This window comes from Arthrobacter sp. T2-23, assembly GCF_055398325.1.
On sequence record NZ_AP027917.1, the window covers coordinates 1,561,126 to 1,577,678 of the forward strand.

Annotated in this window: 13 protein-coding genes; 9 read left to right on the forward strand and 4 right to left on the reverse strand. The window is 64.7% G+C overall.

The genetic code is table 11. From position 1 onward, the window contains the following. Positions 1–147: 147 nt before the first annotated feature. The 4 genes from ACZ5Z0_RS07130 to ACZ5Z0_RS07145 all read left to right on the forward strand — a co-directional run bounded on the left by ACZ5Z0_RS07130 (position 148) and on the right by ACZ5Z0_RS07145 (position 5,926). Positions 148–1,353: a TIGR03364 family FAD-dependent oxidoreductase gene (locus tag ACZ5Z0_RS07130; protein ID WP_464110498.1), complete on the forward strand. Its 1,206-nt coding sequence runs from the start codon at positions 148–150 to the stop codon at positions 1,351–1,353. 908 nt (positions 1,354–2,261) lie between these two features. Then, positions 2,262–2,810, forward strand: a complete 549-nt coding sequence (locus ACZ5Z0_RS07135) for a polysaccharide deacetylase family protein (protein WP_464110499.1) — start codon at positions 2,262–2,264, stop codon at positions 2,808–2,810. Positions 2,811–3,406: 596 nt separating this feature from the next. Then, on the forward strand, positions 3,407–5,494 hold the full coding sequence (locus ACZ5Z0_RS07140) for a phosphocholine-specific phospholipase C (RefSeq protein ID WP_464110500.1): 2,088 nt from the start codon (positions 3,407–3,409) through the stop codon (positions 5,492–5,494). 150 nt (positions 5,495–5,644) lie between these two features. Beyond that, on the forward strand, positions 5,645–5,926 hold the full coding sequence (locus tag ACZ5Z0_RS07145) for a three-helix bundle dimerization domain-containing protein (RefSeq protein WP_464110501.1): 282 nt from the start codon (positions 5,645–5,647) through the stop codon (positions 5,924–5,926). Between the two features lie 88 nt (positions 5,927–6,014). On the opposite strand, the gene ACZ5Z0_RS07150 is transcribed toward ACZ5Z0_RS07145, so the two are convergent. Beyond that, the gene (locus tag ACZ5Z0_RS07150) at positions 6,015–7,532 is read right to left on the reverse strand and encodes a CYTH and CHAD domain-containing protein (protein WP_464110502.1); all 1,518 of its coding nucleotides are present in this window, start codon (positions 7,530–7,532) and stop codon (positions 6,015–6,017) included. A 350-nt stretch (positions 7,533–7,882) separates the two neighbouring features. Between ACZ5Z0_RS07150 and ACZ5Z0_RS07155 the strand changes: the two genes are divergently transcribed. Then, positions 7,883–9,646, forward strand: coding sequence for a putative bifunctional diguanylate cyclase/phosphodiesterase (locus ACZ5Z0_RS07155; protein WP_464110503.1), 1,764 nt, complete (start codon positions 7,883–7,885; stop codon positions 9,644–9,646). 536 nt (positions 9,647–10,182) lie between these two features. Here ACZ5Z0_RS07155 and ACZ5Z0_RS07160 read toward each other — a convergent pair. Beyond that, entirely contained in the window at positions 10,183–10,359 is a 177-nt protein-coding gene (locus tag ACZ5Z0_RS07160) for a hypothetical protein (RefSeq protein WP_464110504.1), read from the reverse strand. Positions 10,360–10,632: 273 nt separating this feature from the next. Next, positions 10,633–10,779: a lmo0937 family membrane protein gene (locus tag ACZ5Z0_RS07165; protein ID WP_441418987.1), complete on the reverse strand. Its 147-nt coding sequence runs from the start codon at positions 10,777–10,779 to the stop codon at positions 10,633–10,635. Positions 10,780–10,968: 189 nt separating this feature from the next. Between ACZ5Z0_RS07165 and ACZ5Z0_RS07170 the strand changes: the two genes are divergently transcribed. Together ACZ5Z0_RS07170 and ACZ5Z0_RS07175 are read left to right on the forward strand one after the other, a co-directional pair. Then, positions 10,969–11,409, forward strand: coding sequence for a VOC family protein (locus ACZ5Z0_RS07170; protein WP_464110505.1), 441 nt, complete (start codon positions 10,969–10,971; stop codon positions 11,407–11,409). Positions 11,410–11,455: 46 nt separating this feature from the next. Next, complete coding sequence (locus tag ACZ5Z0_RS07175; protein WP_464110506.1) at positions 11,456–12,715, forward strand: phophatidylserine decarboxylase associated domain-containing protein; 1,260 nt, start codon at positions 11,456–11,458, stop codon at positions 12,713–12,715. Between the two features lie 37 nt (positions 12,716–12,752). Here the strand turns inward: ACZ5Z0_RS07175 and ACZ5Z0_RS07180 are convergent, their stop codons facing one another. Next, positions 12,753–12,956 carry a hypothetical protein gene (locus ACZ5Z0_RS07180; RefSeq protein ID WP_464110507.1) on the reverse strand — a complete coding sequence of 68 codons (204 nt, stop codon included), beginning with the start codon at positions 12,954–12,956 and terminating at the stop codon, positions 12,753–12,755. A 115-nt stretch (positions 12,957–13,071) separates the two neighbouring features. Here ACZ5Z0_RS07180 and ACZ5Z0_RS07185 point away from each other — a divergent pair, with 115 nt between their 5' ends. Continuing rightward, entirely contained in the window at positions 13,072–13,890 is an 819-nt protein-coding gene (locus tag ACZ5Z0_RS07185) for a pyruvate, water dikinase regulatory protein (RefSeq protein WP_138767481.1), read from the forward strand. Positions 13,891–14,040: 150 nt separating this feature from the next. Continuing rightward, entirely contained in the window at positions 14,041–16,440 is a 2,400-nt protein-coding gene (gene ppsA, locus ACZ5Z0_RS07190) for a phosphoenolpyruvate synthase (RefSeq protein ID WP_464110508.1), read from the forward strand. Positions 16,441–16,553 lie beyond the last annotated feature (113 nt).

A 16,553-nucleotide genomic window follows, 5' to 3' on the forward strand; every position in this document is an offset into this window, starting at 1 on the left:
CTCAGTTGGGTCGGGTTTGGTGGCACTCGGGACTCATCGGCCCATGCTGGTTCAATGAATCAAACTGGAAATGAACAGCAAATAAACGTGTGAAAACAAGCGCCGCTCCGACTTGATTCCGCCCGGCCCGCAGGCAAGTCTCGAAAGGTGAAAACCCCGGAAACCCGCCATTCTGCCAACGCTGGCGGTCCCGCCGACGTCGTGATTGTAGGAGCGGGCATCCTGGGGCTGGCGCACGCTGCCCATGCTGTTGCCAACGGGCTGTCGGTAATCATCCTCGAGCGCGACCACCGCGCCGTCGGTGCGTCCATCCGAAACTTTGGCCACTGCTGCATCACCGCGCAGTCCGGCGAACTTTACGAACTGGCGCAGACTTCACGGACGTATTGGCTGGATTTCGCCGGCCGCGCAGGCTTCTGGGTCTCCGAATCCGGAGCCGTGGTAGTTGCCAGGACGGGCACGGAGCTGGCGGTGCTGCGGGAATTGGCCGCGTCCCGCGAGCCAGGCCAGGTGGAGTTACTCACGGCCGCGGAGACGCGCCGCCGTCTCAGCAGCCCGGTCACGTCTGCTTCCCCGTGGACTAAGACGGACGACGACGGCGCCTGGCCCGGATTGGTGGGAGGCGCGTTCCTGCGCGATGACCTCCGGGTGGACCCTCGCACCACGGTAGCGCGGCTAGCGGCATGGCTCGACGACCAGCCCGGCGTCGAGCTTCACTGGAACACCGCCGCGATGAACTTCAGTCAGGACCCGTCCGGAATCGCTACCGTCCACACATCTCGTGGAGATTTCAGTGGCCTCCAGGTGTTTGTCTGTGTTGGACACGACGTTGACTATCTTTTCCCTGAGTTGGCCGCCGAACATGAACTTCGACGCTGTGTTCTGCAGATGTCTCTTGCGGCACAGCCGCCCGGCGTCGTGATAGGTCCGGCGGTCCTGACGGCCACCTCCATGCTCCGCTACCCTGCCTTCACAGACATGCCTAGTGCGGCCGCGCTCCGCGCCCAAGTGGCACAGAACCAGCCCGAGCTGCTCGACATCGGTGCCAACGTGATGTTCACCCAGCGCCCGGACGGCAGCCTGATCCTCGGCGATTCCCACCACTACCACCCCACTCCCTCCCCTTTCCTCGCGGAGGCGGTGACCAGCACCATCAACGCCGAAACCGCAGCGCTCGTCGGGCGGCCGCTGGACATCATCGAGCGCTGGCAGGGCATCTACGCCTCCTCCGAGGCCGCGCCGATCCTGGTCCGGGAGACCCTCCCCGGCGTCACCGTCGTATCGGTGACATCTGGCGTCGGCATGACCCTGTCCTTCGGGCTGGCACACCGCAACATCTGCCCCCTCCTCTGAACCTCCCCGCACCCTTTCCTCGACTTTTTTGCAAACCTTCGGGGCTGCCCCGGTTTTGTTGGCTGCTTGACCCAGCGAGCGGGTGACGCAGGAGTAAGCCCGCAAACTCTGGGAGGCAATCTGGATGCGATCGCCAGGGGCGCCAGGGATGAGCCCTCCCCAGCCTGCATGGCGAATATCCACCGACAACGCCTACCCAATCCCTGCCGGTTCCGATATGAACCGTGGAGCTAAACCAAACGTCATCGGAACAGAACGCAACGAAAAAGGGAACTTCGGGAGTCGCTTCCCAATGGGCCCCTCCTGCCCCAGCGATGTCACGCCGCGACCCCGCTCGGAGCCTAAGATATAAAGGCGAATGTGGCTAGCCGCCGCTTCTTCGGAAGATGAGTTCAGGCAAGTCCACGCAAACTCCAGCCGGATCGTGACTCCGTCGAAGCGGAGCCGCGCCCCATCCCCGGCGCCGTCATTCATTCATGCTAGAGAGATCGGACATTGCTGTGACTGGGACCCCGAATCGGCGGTCATTCCTTCTGGCTGCCGCCTCCTTGGGATTGGCAGGCTGCGCACCCGCCAGCCAGGAAATCGGGGCGGCAAGGACCCCTGCACCAGACGGGACAACACCGCAAGCTCCCAATCCAGAAGGGCTCTCCCTCGCTGATCGCCCTCAATTAGGAGCCGACAATGCCGTCGCTCCTCCTTCCCCCGCAGACCTACATCCTGCGGAGCTTCCAGCGCGGCCAGGGGCAATGCCGAGCCGGAATGAGGTCATGACGTTGCACTCCGCGCCTGCTGCAAAGTACTGGGGTCTGGAAGCACCCGGGGTGTTTACCCGGCTGCCTTCCACGGCCGCCGGAGTGGCACTGACGGTTGACTTTTGCGGCGGATCCAATGGAAATGGAGCTGACTTGGCTCTCTTAGCCCTCCTACGGCAGGAGCACGTCCCGGCCACATTGTTCCTGAACTCGCGATGGATCGCCGCCAACCTTTCCCTCGCCAAGGACCTGGCTGCCGACCCGCTGTTCGAACTCGCCAACCACGGTACCAACCACCGGCCCCTCTCCGTCACAGGCAAGAGCGCCTACGGAATTCCTGGCACGGCCAATCCAGGGGAGGTCTACGACGAGGTCATGACCAATGATGCCCGTCTCGCCGAACTCACCGGAAAGCGGCCCCGCTACTTCAGACCCGGTACCGCATACCTGGATGAAGTCTCTGCCGAAATTGTCCGCGCCTTGGGCCTCATCCCGGTCGGATTCAGTGTCAACGGCGACGGCGGCGCCACATTCCCCGCGGCGACGGTCACCCGCGAGGTCTCCCGTGCACGCACCGGCGACATTGCCATCATTCACGGCAACCACCCCGGTGGTGGCACCGCCGCCGGGGTCCTTCGGGCGCTCGGGGCCATGCGAGACCGCGGGGAATCATTTCTTCCCCTGCCCACGAGTGTGAGCTAGACGTGCTGCCTGGGACATTGGTTGAGGTCGTGTGAGAACTCGGCATAGATTTTCTGCATGTGACGAAGTCCTCTCGGTGGAATGGAACTGCCCAAGAACGGCATCGGACCCACTCTGAAGGTCCGCGCTGGGCAGGGCGGGCCCGCGCCAGTGGCCGCTGAGGATTCTGGTGTTCCCGCCATAAACTCCCGCCAAATCTAGGCGTTTTCCATACCAGAGCTGGTTTCGGAGAGGTTCAAATCCCCGGTCAAAGCAAATGAGAAAGGCCCTGGTTCCTCTCCAAACAAAGTGAAACAGGGCCTTTATGTTTTGCCGAGACCCTGCGGTAACGCCGCAGTGACGGAACTTTCACGTTGCCCGCGCTGGAAAACGATTAAGTAGGCGGCCCTCCAGCAAAGACTCGGAACTTTCGAGCCGGAGTACGACTTTGCTCCGCCCAGCTACGGGCCACTTGGTGGTGTCGGCGGTCGCGGCATGTAATGCCTCCTGGCCGGGCAGGCTTCGCCGTGTTCACCACGAATACACCGAGCTGCAATCCGGCTCTGGCAAAGTCCCACCCGGGGGCCACCACTAAGACAAGCATCAGGAGTCGTTTCATGACCGCTTTGGACCGCCGTCGTTTTCTTCAGCTCTCGGGCGCTGGTGCTGCGAGCACCGCGATCTCGCAGATGCTGGGCCAGAGTATTGCAAGGGCCGCGGAGATCCCGGCCAACCGGGCCACCGGCTCGATTAAGGATGTTGAGCATGTGGTGGTCTTCATGCAGGAGAACCGCGCCTTTGATCACTACTTCGGCACGCTGAAGGGTGTGCGTGGGTTTTCGGACCCGCACCCGGCGGTATTGCCGTCCGGAAAGGACGCCTTCCACCAAGTCAACGCCACCCGCGACATCACTCCCTTCCATCCGGACGCACCGAACCTGGGCATGCAGTTCATGGAGGACCTGGACCACTCGTGGAAGATGACCCATGAGGCGTTCAACAACGGTAAATACGACAAGTGGCTGCCCACGAAGTCGGATGCGACCATGGCCTTCTACGAACGCCGGGACATCCCGTTCCACTTCGCCCTCGCCGACGCGTTCACTATCTGCGACCAATACCACTGCTCGGTCCTCGGCCCGACAGACCCGAACCGCTACTTCATATTCGCCGGGGGTGATGACCCCGACCGGAAGGGCGGCGGTCCGGACCTGTGGAACGAGGAAAAAGGGTACTGGTGGAGCACCTACCCCGAGGAACTCGAGAAGGCCGGGGTCTCGTGGAAGGTCTACCAGGACATCGGCGAGGGCCTCGATCCCGCGCACTATGAGGGCTGGACCGACGACGCTTACATCGGCAACTACGGGGACAATTCCCTGCTCTATTTCAAGCAATATCAGGACGCGAAACCGGGTTCACCCCTATACGAGAAGGCCCGCACCGGCACGAACGCCAAGGCCGGAGACGACCTCTTCAGCATCCTCCGCAAAGACGTAAAGTCGGGAACACTGCCGCAGGTGTCCTACGTCGTGGCCCCCGAGGCATACACCGAGCACTCCAACTGGCCGCCGAATTTCGGTGCCTGGTACGCCGCCAACATCCTGGACATCCTCACCTCCAACTCGGACGTCTGGAGCAAGACGGCGGTGCTGTTCATGTACGACGAGAACGACGGCTTCTTCGACCACATCGTCCCGCCGCACCCGAACACTCCGCAGATCCCTGGCGCATCCACGGTCCCGACCGCCGGCGAATGGTACGACGGCACCCCCACCTTCTATGGCAGCAAGGACACCCCGGGACACTTCGGCCTCGGCGTCCGGGTGCCGATGATCGTCATCTCCCCCTGGAGCATGGGTGGCTTCGTCTGCTCCGAGACCTTCGACCACACCTCCATCATCCGGTTCCTCGAGGCGCGCTTCGGCGTCGCCTGCCCGAACATCACGCCCTGGCGCCGCGCAGTCAGCGGCGACCTTACCAGCGCCTTCGACTTTTCCGACCGCGGCGACGAGGCGCCGTCGCTGCCGAACACCTCGGCCTATAAACCGGCCGACCACAACCGCCACCCGAGCTACGTTCCGACGCCCCCGGCGACGAACTCGATGCCCGACCAGGAGAAGGGCACGCGTCCGTCCCGCCCGCTTGGCTACGCCCTTGACGTTGAGACGAAGATCGAGGGCGGCAAGCTTACCGCCCACTGGGCGAACCGGGGCACTCTCGGCGCGCACGTGCAGGTCCGCTCGAACCTGCTTCCTGCCGCACCGTACTCGTACACCATTGGGGCGGCGGCCTCACTGGACGCCACCTGGGCGCTCGGTGCCGAGTACGACGTGCAGATGCATGGACCGGCTGGCTGGTACCGGCACCTCGCAGGCACGACGGCGTCCGCGGACCTCCGCGTCACCGTCACCGCCGACGGTAAGGCTTCACACGCGCAGTTCCGGATCGAGAACGCCGGACCGGCACGCGCAGCCCTGACCCTCAAGGACGCCTACGGGCCCGGCTCCCAGGCTTTCTCGCTCAACCCGGGCCAGGGCAAGACTGTTGTTATCCCGACCCAGGGTGGCTGGTATGACCTGACCGTCACCTCCGCCGCGGATCCGAAGCTTGTCCGCGTTCTGGCGGGCCGGCTGGAGAATGGGCGCGCGCTCACGAGCGACCCCCAGCTGGGCCGACCACAGGACCGGCAACGGCGCGAGAGCTGATAGCAACCGTCGGCCCGCCCGCACACACCCGTGCAGGCGGGCCGACTCGGTAGACGCCACTGTCCCCCAAGGGGCCGGTCAGCGTGCCTCACTCGTTACGGCGGAATCCCAGCTAGGGCGACGCACCGGGACGCAACTCGAGCCACGATTATGACGTGGTTCTCGGGGTTGGTTGACGCCGGTTCCACCCCGGGTCAAACTGGCATGGTGAGCGAAGCGGAAAAAGAAGTCATTGTCCGTGCAGTTATTGACCGCCTCTCGGCCCGATTTCCGGAGGCGCCCCGTCCGCACATCGCCGGCATCGTCGGTGAGGAGTACGAGTCCTTGTCTGCGGGCCGAATCAGGAGCTACATCCCCACCCTGATTGAGAATAGCGCCAGAAACCGGCTCCATCGAGAATTCACTTCAGAGCCTTCCGAGCATCTCTTCTAATCCGCTAAGCAGCGCCTTGGGGCGGTAACGGGGGTTAGCGGTCCTCGGCCCGGACGCCGTCGGCCTTCATCAGTTCCAGCAGGGTTACCTATTTCCAGTGGAGTCGCCTGGGCGGGGATGTGCGCCACGCCTGGTGGAACTGGGAACGGGCTTCGGCGCCGCGCTGTTGTTCCAGGGCGTGGAGTCGTCCGTAGGTGAATGCGATGCCCGTTTCCAGTGGTGTGGCGGCGAGGGTCCGCAGCTTCTCCTGGATAATAATGCTGTCCTGGTGTTCGCCCAGAATCGTCTGGATTTCTTCAGCGGCGCGCGCCATCCTGGCGGCCTGTTTCCCGAAAATCGGGACGGCCGCTTCTGCCGCGTAGCGGAGGCGTTTCGCGCTCTTGCGGACCTCATGCAGCGCTGCGCTGGCAGTCTCGGGGTCTGACGTATTCCGGAGGCTCTTCACCTCCTCTTGGAGGCGCCGTCGTTCTGCGTTGACGAGCCGGCCGATCCTCCCCTTGGCCTTCTTGTGCGCCGCTCCGGCGAGCGAAGGGGACGCGAGGAAGCCGTCCAGCACGTCGAGGACCCGGAAGTACCTGTCGCTGTCCAGAGCGGCCAGGCCGTCGGCGAGGGCAGCCTCGTAAGCGCCGCCGAGCGTGTCCTCCAGATGTTGCTCCGCCTGGCCCGGAAAGAGGTCCGGGGGTTCGGCGTCCAGCTCCCCGTTGAGGTGGGCGCGCATAACTTCCAGGTCCCGGGCCTCCCCCACCGCGCCGGCGAGCCATTGAAGTTCTTCCCGCAGAAGCTGTGCAGTTGCCTTGTCAGTCAGCTTGCGGAAGCTTGCCAGCACCGATCGGATCCGGCGCGCGGCCACCCGGAGCTGGTGCACGGCGTCAGGGGTCCCTTGCCGGACTCCAGGGTCGTGTGTCTTGAGCATCTCGACCTGCTCGTGCAGATAGGCGAGCAGCACCGCTGAAGCCGGTCCCTTGCGTCCGGGGTTGGGTGCTGGCGGAGCGTCCGCGGGGTACCGGGCGCCCAGGGCGCGGGCCAGTTTGGAGGGCAATTGCGCGGGCCGATGACCCAGCGAGGCCAGCACCGACTCGGCGGCGTCCAACAGCTTCCGGCGCCCATCGACCAGTTCGATTTCCCATTCCCGCCAGGCCGCAGGTTCGACCGGCTCCAGGAGGATCGTTGATTCAACCCGGTCGTCGCTGAATTCGGCCAGCACCGTTCCGTCCGCCGAGAGCAGGGATACGGCGGTGCGCCGGGTCTTCAGGTGGGCGATGGGAGCCAGTTCCTGGTTTCGGGTATGGACCAGCACCAGTGACCTTAACCGTGCCGGCACAGTGTCCGGGTCCTCGTTCAGGGGTTCCGTGATCTCACGCCGCTCGTCTGCTGCTACCGGCAGTTTCAGATGCCACCCGGCGTCCTTGCCTCCAGTGCGGCGGCGCAGGGTGATGCGCCGGGCCGCGAGGGCCAGGGTTGCCGTGTCGAAATACACCGCGTCGAGTTCCTGGTCTCCGGTGCTTTGGACGCTGTTCACCCCGGGAATCGAGGTGAACGTCGGCAGCCCATCTGATTCGTCGACGTCGAATTTCCGTTCAACTTCCGCTTCCGATGTCCCGGGCATGTCTCATGATAGGCCCGCAAGGAACTCCCTGGGCCGTGTCCAATGGCCCTTGAACATCAGCCGATTCGCCGCGAATTCTCCTGTGTTAGAGGCCAGCCATCAGCAGTCCCCGCCCCAAGCCACGCATCGACCGTCTGCAGGCTGCAGCACGGTGCGATGCCGCAGGAATTGATGCTTGGCTGAGGCAATGATTCAGGCCAGGCTCCTGCGGTGTGCAGCCGGTACCTCCCGGGAACTCGGCGCCGGACCCTCTCACCGCGTCGCATCCTCCACAGCCCAATCGAGATGTGGCTCCCGATTCTTGGCTTGATGTTAAGAGGTTGTTTGCCCGGAGCCTGTATGAAGGGCCGGTGAGCATTGATCCCGGTAGTCCCGGCCGGGCGCCGCGCCCGTCATTTCGCATCTTGACCGATCTCGGATCCCCGGCATTGGTCGTGCCCGGGGATGCGCCCTCAACTGAGATCGAGGCCCTGTTCCGCGCCGACCGCGGTCTGCGGGCCGTGGCGATCGATGTGGACGGCACGCTCTCGTTGTTGACGCGCGGGCAGTTAGATGAGCGCATGACGGGGCGGCTGGGTTACGGCAGGGCACTGAACGCCCGGGTCAAGGCCGCCGAGTTGCTGCCACCGAACCGTTTCTCGTTCGAGCCTCTCCTGGATCTCCGGGCCGCCGCGGCCGCGCTTCTGGGCAGGCCCGAGGAGGCCCGGTATGAGGATCTGCTGGTCCTGGCAGCGGCCGGCCCTCGGATTGTGCCGGTGTCGGAGGTTTTCGAGGGCCTGTCAGAGCTCTTCCAGCAGGATGCCCTCCATGATCCCCTGACCGGACTGCCGAACCGTAGGCTTCTGGACGAACACGGGCCGTCCCTGATCAGCACCCCGGGGTCGTCGTCGACGGCCGTCCTCTACGTTGATCTCGATGACTTCAAGATCATCAATGACACGTTCGGGCACCGCACCGGCGATGCGGCGTTGGCCGACTTCGCGGCCAGACTCCAGGCCTGCACCCGCCCGGGGGATCTGACTGTCCGGCTCGGCGGCGACGAATTCGCCGTTCTACTGGTCGACGTCGACGAGGTCGCCGCCCGTTCGATCGCGGCCAGGTTCCTTGAAGCACTCAAAGAACCCTTTGAACACGATGGACATGAACTCCACCTCTCGGCGACCCTGGGCCTGGCCATGGCCGGGGACATCGAGGGCGGCAGCCCGGCGGCGCGGCTGGAGTACCTGCTTCGTCACGCCGACACGGCTATGCTGCAGGCCAAGCATGAGGGCAAGCGGCGTGTTGGCCGGATCGACCCCTGCCGTCCCCCCACCCGGTTCGCTCGCCAGGCGTTAATCCGCCGGCGCCTTCCCCATGCCCTTGCAGCTTCGGGGTTCACGCTTCATTATCAGCCGCTGATGGACATCGGCGACGGGACCTGCGAAGCAGTAGAGGCGCTACTGCGCTGGGAAGACGCCGAACTCGGCCGTGTTTCCCCCGACGAATTCATCCACGTTGCAGAACACACCGGCGAAATCCATGCCATCGGCCGTTGGGTCATTGATCAGGCTTGCGCACAGGCCCGTCGATGGGCCGATACCGGTACGCCCAGGGCGATTTCCGTGAACATTTCTCCGGTTCAATTGGGGACCGGCACACTCGTCCCTGACGTCCTCTCGGCACTACACCGGCACTGTCTGCCGGCTTCGCTGCTGAATATTGAGATCACCGAGACAGCCGCCGTCGCAGACTTCCGATCCGCCGCCAAACAGCTCAAGGAGCTGATCGACGCTGGCATCGGCGTCGCCCTCGACGACTACGGGACGGCCTATTCTTCACTGGCCATGCTGCGCGATCTTCCGCTTACCGGGCTCAAACTCGACAAATCCTTCATCGACACCATCGACTCCGACCCCACCTCAGCCATCCTCGTCTCCGGCGTCATCGCCCCGGCCAAAGCACTGGGCCTGACGACCACGGCCGAGGGCGTCGAACGTCAAACCCAACTCGAAGTCCTAAGGGAACTAGGCTGCGACACCGCCCAGGGATACCTCATCTCCCGCCCCCTCCCGGCCGACCAGCTCGACTCAGTGCTGCGGGCAAAACAAAAAACAACCAGACGCGATGCCCCCTGACGGATGAACGGCTGGTGCATATGCCCTGCGGGGCGTGATGCAGGAAAGTCAGCATGCGTAGGGCTGGCGGCCGGTGCAAAAAGCCCGCATGCTGGATTGGGGGACACGATGAGTGCACACGCATACCCTCCGCGCAGGAAGGCCGGGCAATTCCCAGACCCAAGAAGCGGCTCCATCCCTTCACCCCCAGACACCTCACGGCCGGTGACACCGCCCGCCGAGAGAGCGCGTCCCTCGGCAAACTCAAACCGATCGAGCCAGCCGCGCGGCAGAGCGGGGCACCCGTCCTCGGCCGAGACCAGGTCTACGTAATGAAGCACGGCCAGGAGTACCACACGGAATGGTGCCAGGCCGTGGACGATAAGTGGAACCAAGCCCCCCGGGGACTGCTGGTGACCCTCCTGTCCGATGTTGGGGCGCGGACACCGTGCCGGGAATGCTTCCGGTCCTTGAACGCCGTCGGCGCTTTCTCTGCGCCAGCTGACCCAATGCAGTCGCCGGCCGCGCAGCCACTGGCGTCCGGACCGGTAATCCCGCTAAGGGTCGTTGGCATCGCCCACGGAATACTCTTCCTTGCGGCCGGGCAGGAGTACCGGGACCGGCTTCGGGAAACCTCGGTGGAGCCCGCCACCCCGCTCCTCGTCGACGGCCAGCGGGATGGGATGCTCGTCCGGATTGAGTCTGCCCGTGACGAACCACTGCTGGTGGTTCAACTTGACCCCCGGGCAACATTCCGTAACGGACCGTACCAGGTGCGTCTGCGGCGTCCACTGCAAAGGTCCGCGAGCAAGCTCTACGCCGTGGAGTCCGTTGAACCGGCGTCATAAACTCAGGAACCAGGTGACGCAGCCAGTCAAAGACGGCGGCAGCAAAGCGGGCATCGCGTTGATGGGGGCCGCAACATGGTTGGAATCAGTGCGGGGAGTAATCCTCCCCGGGACCGGTGTTCAGTCGTATTCATGCGCCCCCGGCCGCTTAATCCGCCTCTACGTGCGGGACCTGCCGCGGATGAAGTGGAAAATCAGCACAACGACGGCGATCACCAGCAGCAGGTGAATGAACCCGCCTCCGATGTTGCCGATCAAGCCGAGAAGCCAGAGGACGGCGATAATGATGGCTATCCAAAGCAACATGTGAATCTCCCTTGAATTGTTCTCGGATGGAAAACCTCATTCTGGGCTCATCTTCGTACCTCCAGCGGCCCAAGGCAAGGGAACGGCGCCTGCCCCGGATGAGCCGCCTTCCTCACCTCCGTGATCAGCCGTAAGGTTCGCGTAGGTCCGCCCGGACCACAAGGGAACGAGCATTCGGAGGCACGGCCCATGCCACGCGTCATGCGGTTCGACCATGTTGGTGTCACCGTCCAGGACCTCGACCGGGTAACGGCGTTCTTCGTCGGGCTCGGGCTTGAGGTCGAGGGCCGGGCCTTCGTCGAGGGAGACTTCATCGACACGGTCATAGCCATCCCGGGCTCCCGCACCGAAATCGTAATGCTGCGAGCCCCCGACGGCGGCACGGGAGTGGAGCTTTCCAGCTTCGTTCGGCCGGACCCCGTCCTGGGATCGCCCGCCGCAATGGCCAACGAACTTGGACTGCGCAGCCTGGCCTTCGAGGTCGACGACGTCGATGCTCACGCCGACCGGCTGGCTGCGCAGGGGTATGGACTGGTCGGCGGCATCGGCCGGTATGAGGATGCCTGGCGGATGGCCTACGTGCGCGGCCCGGAGGGCATTATCGTGGCGCTGGCCGAGCGGATTAGCTGACCCCAGTACGGCCTGTCGGATTCAGCAGGCGGGTAGGCTCGGCATCATGACTATTGACTCTTCTTCCGACCGCGTCCGACGACCGGGCGGCTGGCTGCCCGAGCAACAGGATGAACTCGAAGACTGGATTGCCGGCCACCGGGAACGGGTGGAGGCGCGGGGAGAAGATGTTCCTCTGCACCCCGTGATCGTCGAGTTCCAGGAACTGATTGCCAGCGATCCCGTTGTCCGTCTCTACATGACCGAGATGATCGAGCAGGTTCCGAAGTCGAAGCCGTACCGCAAACGGCACCTCACGAGCGTTGACCAGATGCTCCGGCTGATCAACGAGGTCCTGACGATGGCGCCAGAGTTCAGCGAAGGCGGCATGGTCACCACTCCGCTGACCGCAATCCTCGACTGGACCATGGGTACCGAGGCCGGGTTCGCTGCCCACCGCGATCCGCGGATCGTGGCCATGTTCCGCAAGATTCTGGATGCTTGGTGCGTGTTCTTGACCAGCGAGGACTCTTTGTACGTATTGAACACCTCGCCGTCCGGGTGGATGTCGGAGAAGGCACGGCAGGTCGTCGGAATGGACGACTACCAGCACGACCCCCTCGCCGAGCACTGGGGCTTCACGTCGTGGAACGACTTCTTCGCCCGCCGGCTCACCTCCACCTCCCGGCCAGTGGCAGCACCCGAAGACGACAAGGTCATTGTGAGCGCGTGCGAGTCGACGCCCTACAAGATCAGCTCCGATGTTCAACGCCAGAGCCGGTTCTGGGTCAAGAACCAGCCCTACTCACTCGATGATCTGCTCGCCCGAGACGAGGCTGTGGATCACTTTGTCGGCGGAACGGTGTACCAGGCGTTCTTGAGCGCCCTGAACTATCACCGGTGGCACGCGCCCGTCGCCGGAACCATCGTGCGGGCATACCTCAAGGACGGCACGTACTTCTCGGAGGCGGAGTCCGAGGGGGCCGACGCCGTCGACCCGACGGTTTCGCAGTCATACTTGGCCCATGTCGCTGCCCGGGCGATCATCCTGATCCAGGCCGACGACCCGGTGATCGGTCTCATGGCGGTGATCCCCGTGGGCATGATCGAGGTCTCGTCCTGTGTCATCGGTCCGGAAATCGTCCCGGGCCACCATGTGGATAAGGGCGACGAGCTGGGGTACTTCCAGTTTGGCGGCTCGACGGAGTGCCTCGTCTTCCGGCCCGGTGCCATCGACCAGTTCGCCCTGGCCGCTATCCCCCAGCCGCACGATCCGAAAGCGCCCCTCGTGCGGGTCCGGTCAAAGCTTGCAACCGCCAGGTCCTGATGATGACGGCGCCCCCTCCGAACGTACGGAACGCCGCCTAGCTGTACTGTCCCGGCACGTCCTCCAGCACCTTCCGGTCGAAGAAGCGGATCTCGCCGGTTTCCGGAAAGAACACCGGAACGACGGAAGTACTCGGATCCGTCGAGGTTTCATAGATTTCCGGCGCGCCCCCGTGTCTCCGGGCAATCGTGCCGACCAGCTCCGTGCCGCGGACCCTGACAGTCCGATATTTGTAGCTCATTCGGCCTCCTTTGGCGATCTGGGTCACAGCCTACTCCCCCACCTCCGGCAGGCTCCGGTGCTCGGCGGCTGCGTCATGGAAGACCGCGCGGCCCCCACTGGTGCACAATGCGTTCATGACCAATGACGCTCCCCGCCCGGTCTACTTCCTGTCGGACAGTACGGGCATCACCGCGGAAACGCTCGGCAACACCCTGCTCACGCAGTTCCCGGAGAACGATTTTGACCGCATCACGGTCCCCTTCATCACCACCGTGGACCAGGCACGCGCCGTCGTCAGGGTGATCGACAACCGGGCCGCCACCGGGCTGCAGCCCATCGTGTTCTCCACCGCCGTCGGCAGCGACATCCGCCAGACGCTGGGCACCTGCCAGGGGATCATCGTGGACCTCATCGGCAGCCACGTCGGCCAGCTGGAGCAGGCGCTGGGGTCTGCTGCCAGCGGCGAACCGGGCCGGGCGCACGGGCTGGGCAACGCCGCCCGCTACCAGTCGCGGATGGCCGCCGTCGAGTATGCCATGGAGCACGACGACGGCCAGAGCCTCCGGGCGCTCGAAAAGGCGCAGGTCATCCTGGTGGCACCGTCCCGCTGCGGCAAGACGCCCACCACGATGTACCTGGCCCTGCAGCACGGCATCTTCGCCGCGAACTTTCCGTTGGTGGACGAGGACTTTGAACGCGAAGGACTCCCCAAGCCGCTGCGGCCTTTTGTTTCCAAGTGTTTCGGCCTCACCACCAATCCGCTGCGCCTGAGCCAGGTCCGCACCGAACGCCGCCGCGGATCGCCCTACGCGTCACTGCGGCAGTGCGGCTTCGAACTGCGCAGTGCGGAGCGGCTCTACGTCTCCCACGGGATCCCGTACCTCAATTCGGCCAGCGTTTCCGTCGAGGAAATGGCGGCCACCATCCTCCAGAAGATGAACCTCAAGCACTGAGGCCACGCTTCACAAGTGTTGCGTGGGCCACATCGTGTGGAAACACCCACGCCGACCTGTCACTGTGGACAGGACTTGCGCCCATCAACCGGCGGCCGCCCGCGACGGGCGGCGTTACCGTATGCCACCATCTGCAAAGGAGCAGCAACCATGACGACGGACATCCTGTGGTTCTCAGAACTCGGCCTCAAGGACCTGGACCGGGTGGGCGGCAAAAACGCCTCCCTCGGCGAGATGGTGCAAAACCTCACGTCCGCCGGCGTCCAGGTTCCCGACGGCTTCGCCACGACGGCGGACGCGTACCGCCGCTTCCTGGCCGACTCCGGCCTGGACCAGAAGATCGCCGACCGGCTGGTGGGCCTGGACACCGACGACGTGACGGCCCTGGCCGCTGCGGGCCAGGAAATCCGCACCCTGATGCGCGAGACGCCCTTCCTGCCGGACTTCGAGGCGCAGCTCCGCGACTCCTACCAGCAACTGGTGGACAAGCATGGCGGATCCGATGATCTCTCCTGGGCCGTCCGCTCCAGCGCGACCGCGGAGGATTTGCCCGACGCCTCCTTCGCCGGGCAGCAGGAAACCTTCCTGAACGTCCGCGGCATCGAGAACATCCTCGTGGCCATCAAGGACGTCTTCGCGTCCCTCTACAACGACCGGGCCATCGCCTACCGGGTGCACCACAAGTTCGAGCACGCCGAGGTGGCGCTCTCGGCGGGCGTCCAGCGCATGGTCCGTTCCGACGTCGGCGCCTCCGGCGTGATGTTCACCATGGACACCGAATCCGGGTTCAAGGACGCCGTCTTCGTCACCTCCTCCTACGGTCTGGGCGAGGCCGTAGTCCAGGGCGCCGTCAACCCGGATGAGTTCTACGTCTACAAGCCCGCCCTCGAGGCCGGCCGGCCGGCGATCCTCAAGCGCGGACTGGGCGAGAAGGCGCTCCAGATGACGTACACGAGCAACCGCGAAATCGGCCACACCATCGATTTCGTTCCGGTGGAGGCGTCGCTGCGCAACCGCTTCAGCCTAAGCGACGACGACGTCGAGCAGCTCGCCCGGCACGCCGTCGCCATCGAAAGGCACTACGGACGCCCGATGGACATCGAATGGGGCAAGGACGGGATCGACGGCGGCCTGTACATTCTGCAGGCACGCCCGGAAACCGTGCAGTCCCGCCGGGCCTCGGGCAGCCTGAGCCGCTTCCGCCTGAACGGAACGGGCCGAGTGCTGGTGGAGGGCCGGGCGATCGGCCAGCGCATCGGTGCCGGCAGCGTCCGCATCCTGTCCTCGATCGATCAGATGGCATCCTTCAAGACCGGCGACGTCCTGGTCGCGGACATGACCGACCCGGACTGGGAACCGATCATGAAGCGGGCCTCCGCGATCGTGACCAACCGCGGCGGACGCACCTGCCACGCGGCCATCATCGCCCGCGAACTCGGGATTCCCGCCGTCGTCGGCACCGGCGGCGCAACCGACGACCTCATCGACGGACTCGAGGTGACCGTCTCCTGCGCCGACGGCGAAACCGGGGTGATTTACGAGGGGCTCCTGGACTTCAGCGTCGAGGAAACCGAGATCACCCAGCTGCCCGAGGCCCCGGTCAAGGTCATGATGAACGTCGGCACCCCGGAGCAGGCCTTCACCTTCGCCCAGCTCCCCAACCACGGCGTGGGCCTGGCCCGGCTGGAATTCATCATCAACCGGCAGATCGGCATCCACCCCAAGGCGCTGCTGAACCTGGAGGAGCAGCCTGCGGAGGTCATCGCCGAAATCCGGGAGCGGATCGCCGCCTACGACAACCCGCGCGATTTCTACATCAAGCGCCTGGCGGAAGGCGTGGCCACCATCGCCGCGGCGTTCGCGCCGGAGCCGGTGATTGTCCGGATGTCCGACTTCAAGTCCAACGAGTACGCCAACCTGCTTGGCGGACCGGCGTACGAGCCGCACGAAGAGAACCCGATGATCGGCTTCCGCGGCGCCTCGCGCTACCTGGAGCCGTCCTTCCGGGACTGCTTCGACCTGGAGTGCGAGGCCCTCTCCTTTGTCCGCAACGAGATGGGCCTGACCAACGTCAAGCTGATGATCCCGTTCGTGCGCACCGTGGACGAAGCCAGCGGCGTCATCGACCTGCTCGCCGAGAACGGCCTGCGCCGCGGCGAAAACGGCCTCGAGGTGATCATGATGTGTGAAATCCCGTCCAACGCGTTGCTGGCGGACGAGTTCCTGGATTACTTCGACGGCTTCTCGATCGGCTCCAACGACATGACCCAGCTGACCCTGGGCCTGGACCGCGACTCCGCGATCGTCGCCGGCAGCTTTGACGAGCGCAACCTTGCCGTCAAGAAGCTTCTGAGCATGGCCATCAAGGCTTGCAAGGCGCGCGGCAAGTACGTGGGCATCTGCGGTCAGGGCCCGAGCGACCACCCTGACTTCGCCGAGTGGCTGGTCGACGAAGGCATCGACTCCGTTTCGCTGAACCCCGACACCGTGGTGGACACCTGGATCCGCCTTGCCGGTGCGGCCACCTCCGCCGGTGCGGCAGTCAACTGACGCCGGCCGGACGGCGCCTGTAGGAACTGGCGGCACCCCGGTCCCCGGACCGGGGTGCCCGCCTCGCGGGCGGGCCGCTTCGCGGCAGCCGCACTAGTTTCGACAGCCGGTAG

Bases quoted from the DNA above. Each gene is read 5' to 3' on its own strand.
- ACZ5Z0_RS07185 (WP_138767481.1), top strand. From the start codon at position 13,072: ATGACCAATGACGCTCCCCGCCCGGTCTACTTCCTGTCGGACAGTACG.
- ACZ5Z0_RS07180 (WP_464110507.1), bottom strand. From the start codon at position 12,956: ATGAGCTACAAATATCGGACTGTCAGGGTCCGCGGCACGGAGCTGGTC.
- ACZ5Z0_RS07140 (WP_464110500.1), top strand. From the start codon at position 3,407: ATGACCGCTTTGGACCGCCGTCGTTTTCTTCAGCTCTCGGGCGCTGGT.
- ACZ5Z0_RS07145 (WP_464110501.1), top strand. From the start codon at position 5,645: ATGACGTGGTTCTCGGGGTTGGTTGACGCCGGTTCCACCCCGGGTCAA.
- ACZ5Z0_RS07170 (WP_464110505.1), top strand. From the start codon at position 10,969: ATGCCACGCGTCATGCGGTTCGACCATGTTGGTGTCACCGTCCAGGAC.
- ACZ5Z0_RS07175 (WP_464110506.1), top strand. From the start codon at position 11,456: ATGACTATTGACTCTTCTTCCGACCGCGTCCGACGACCGGGCGGCTGG.
- ACZ5Z0_RS07165 (WP_441418987.1), bottom strand. From the start codon at position 10,779: ATGTTGCTTTGGATAGCCATCATTATCGCCGTCCTCTGGCTTCTCGGC.
- ACZ5Z0_RS07150 (WP_464110502.1), bottom strand. From the start codon at position 7,532: ATGCCCGGGACATCGGAAGCGGAAGTTGAACGGAAATTCGACGTCGAC.
- ppsA (WP_464110508.1), top strand. From the start codon at position 14,041: ATGACGACGGACATCCTGTGGTTCTCAGAACTCGGCCTCAAGGACCTG.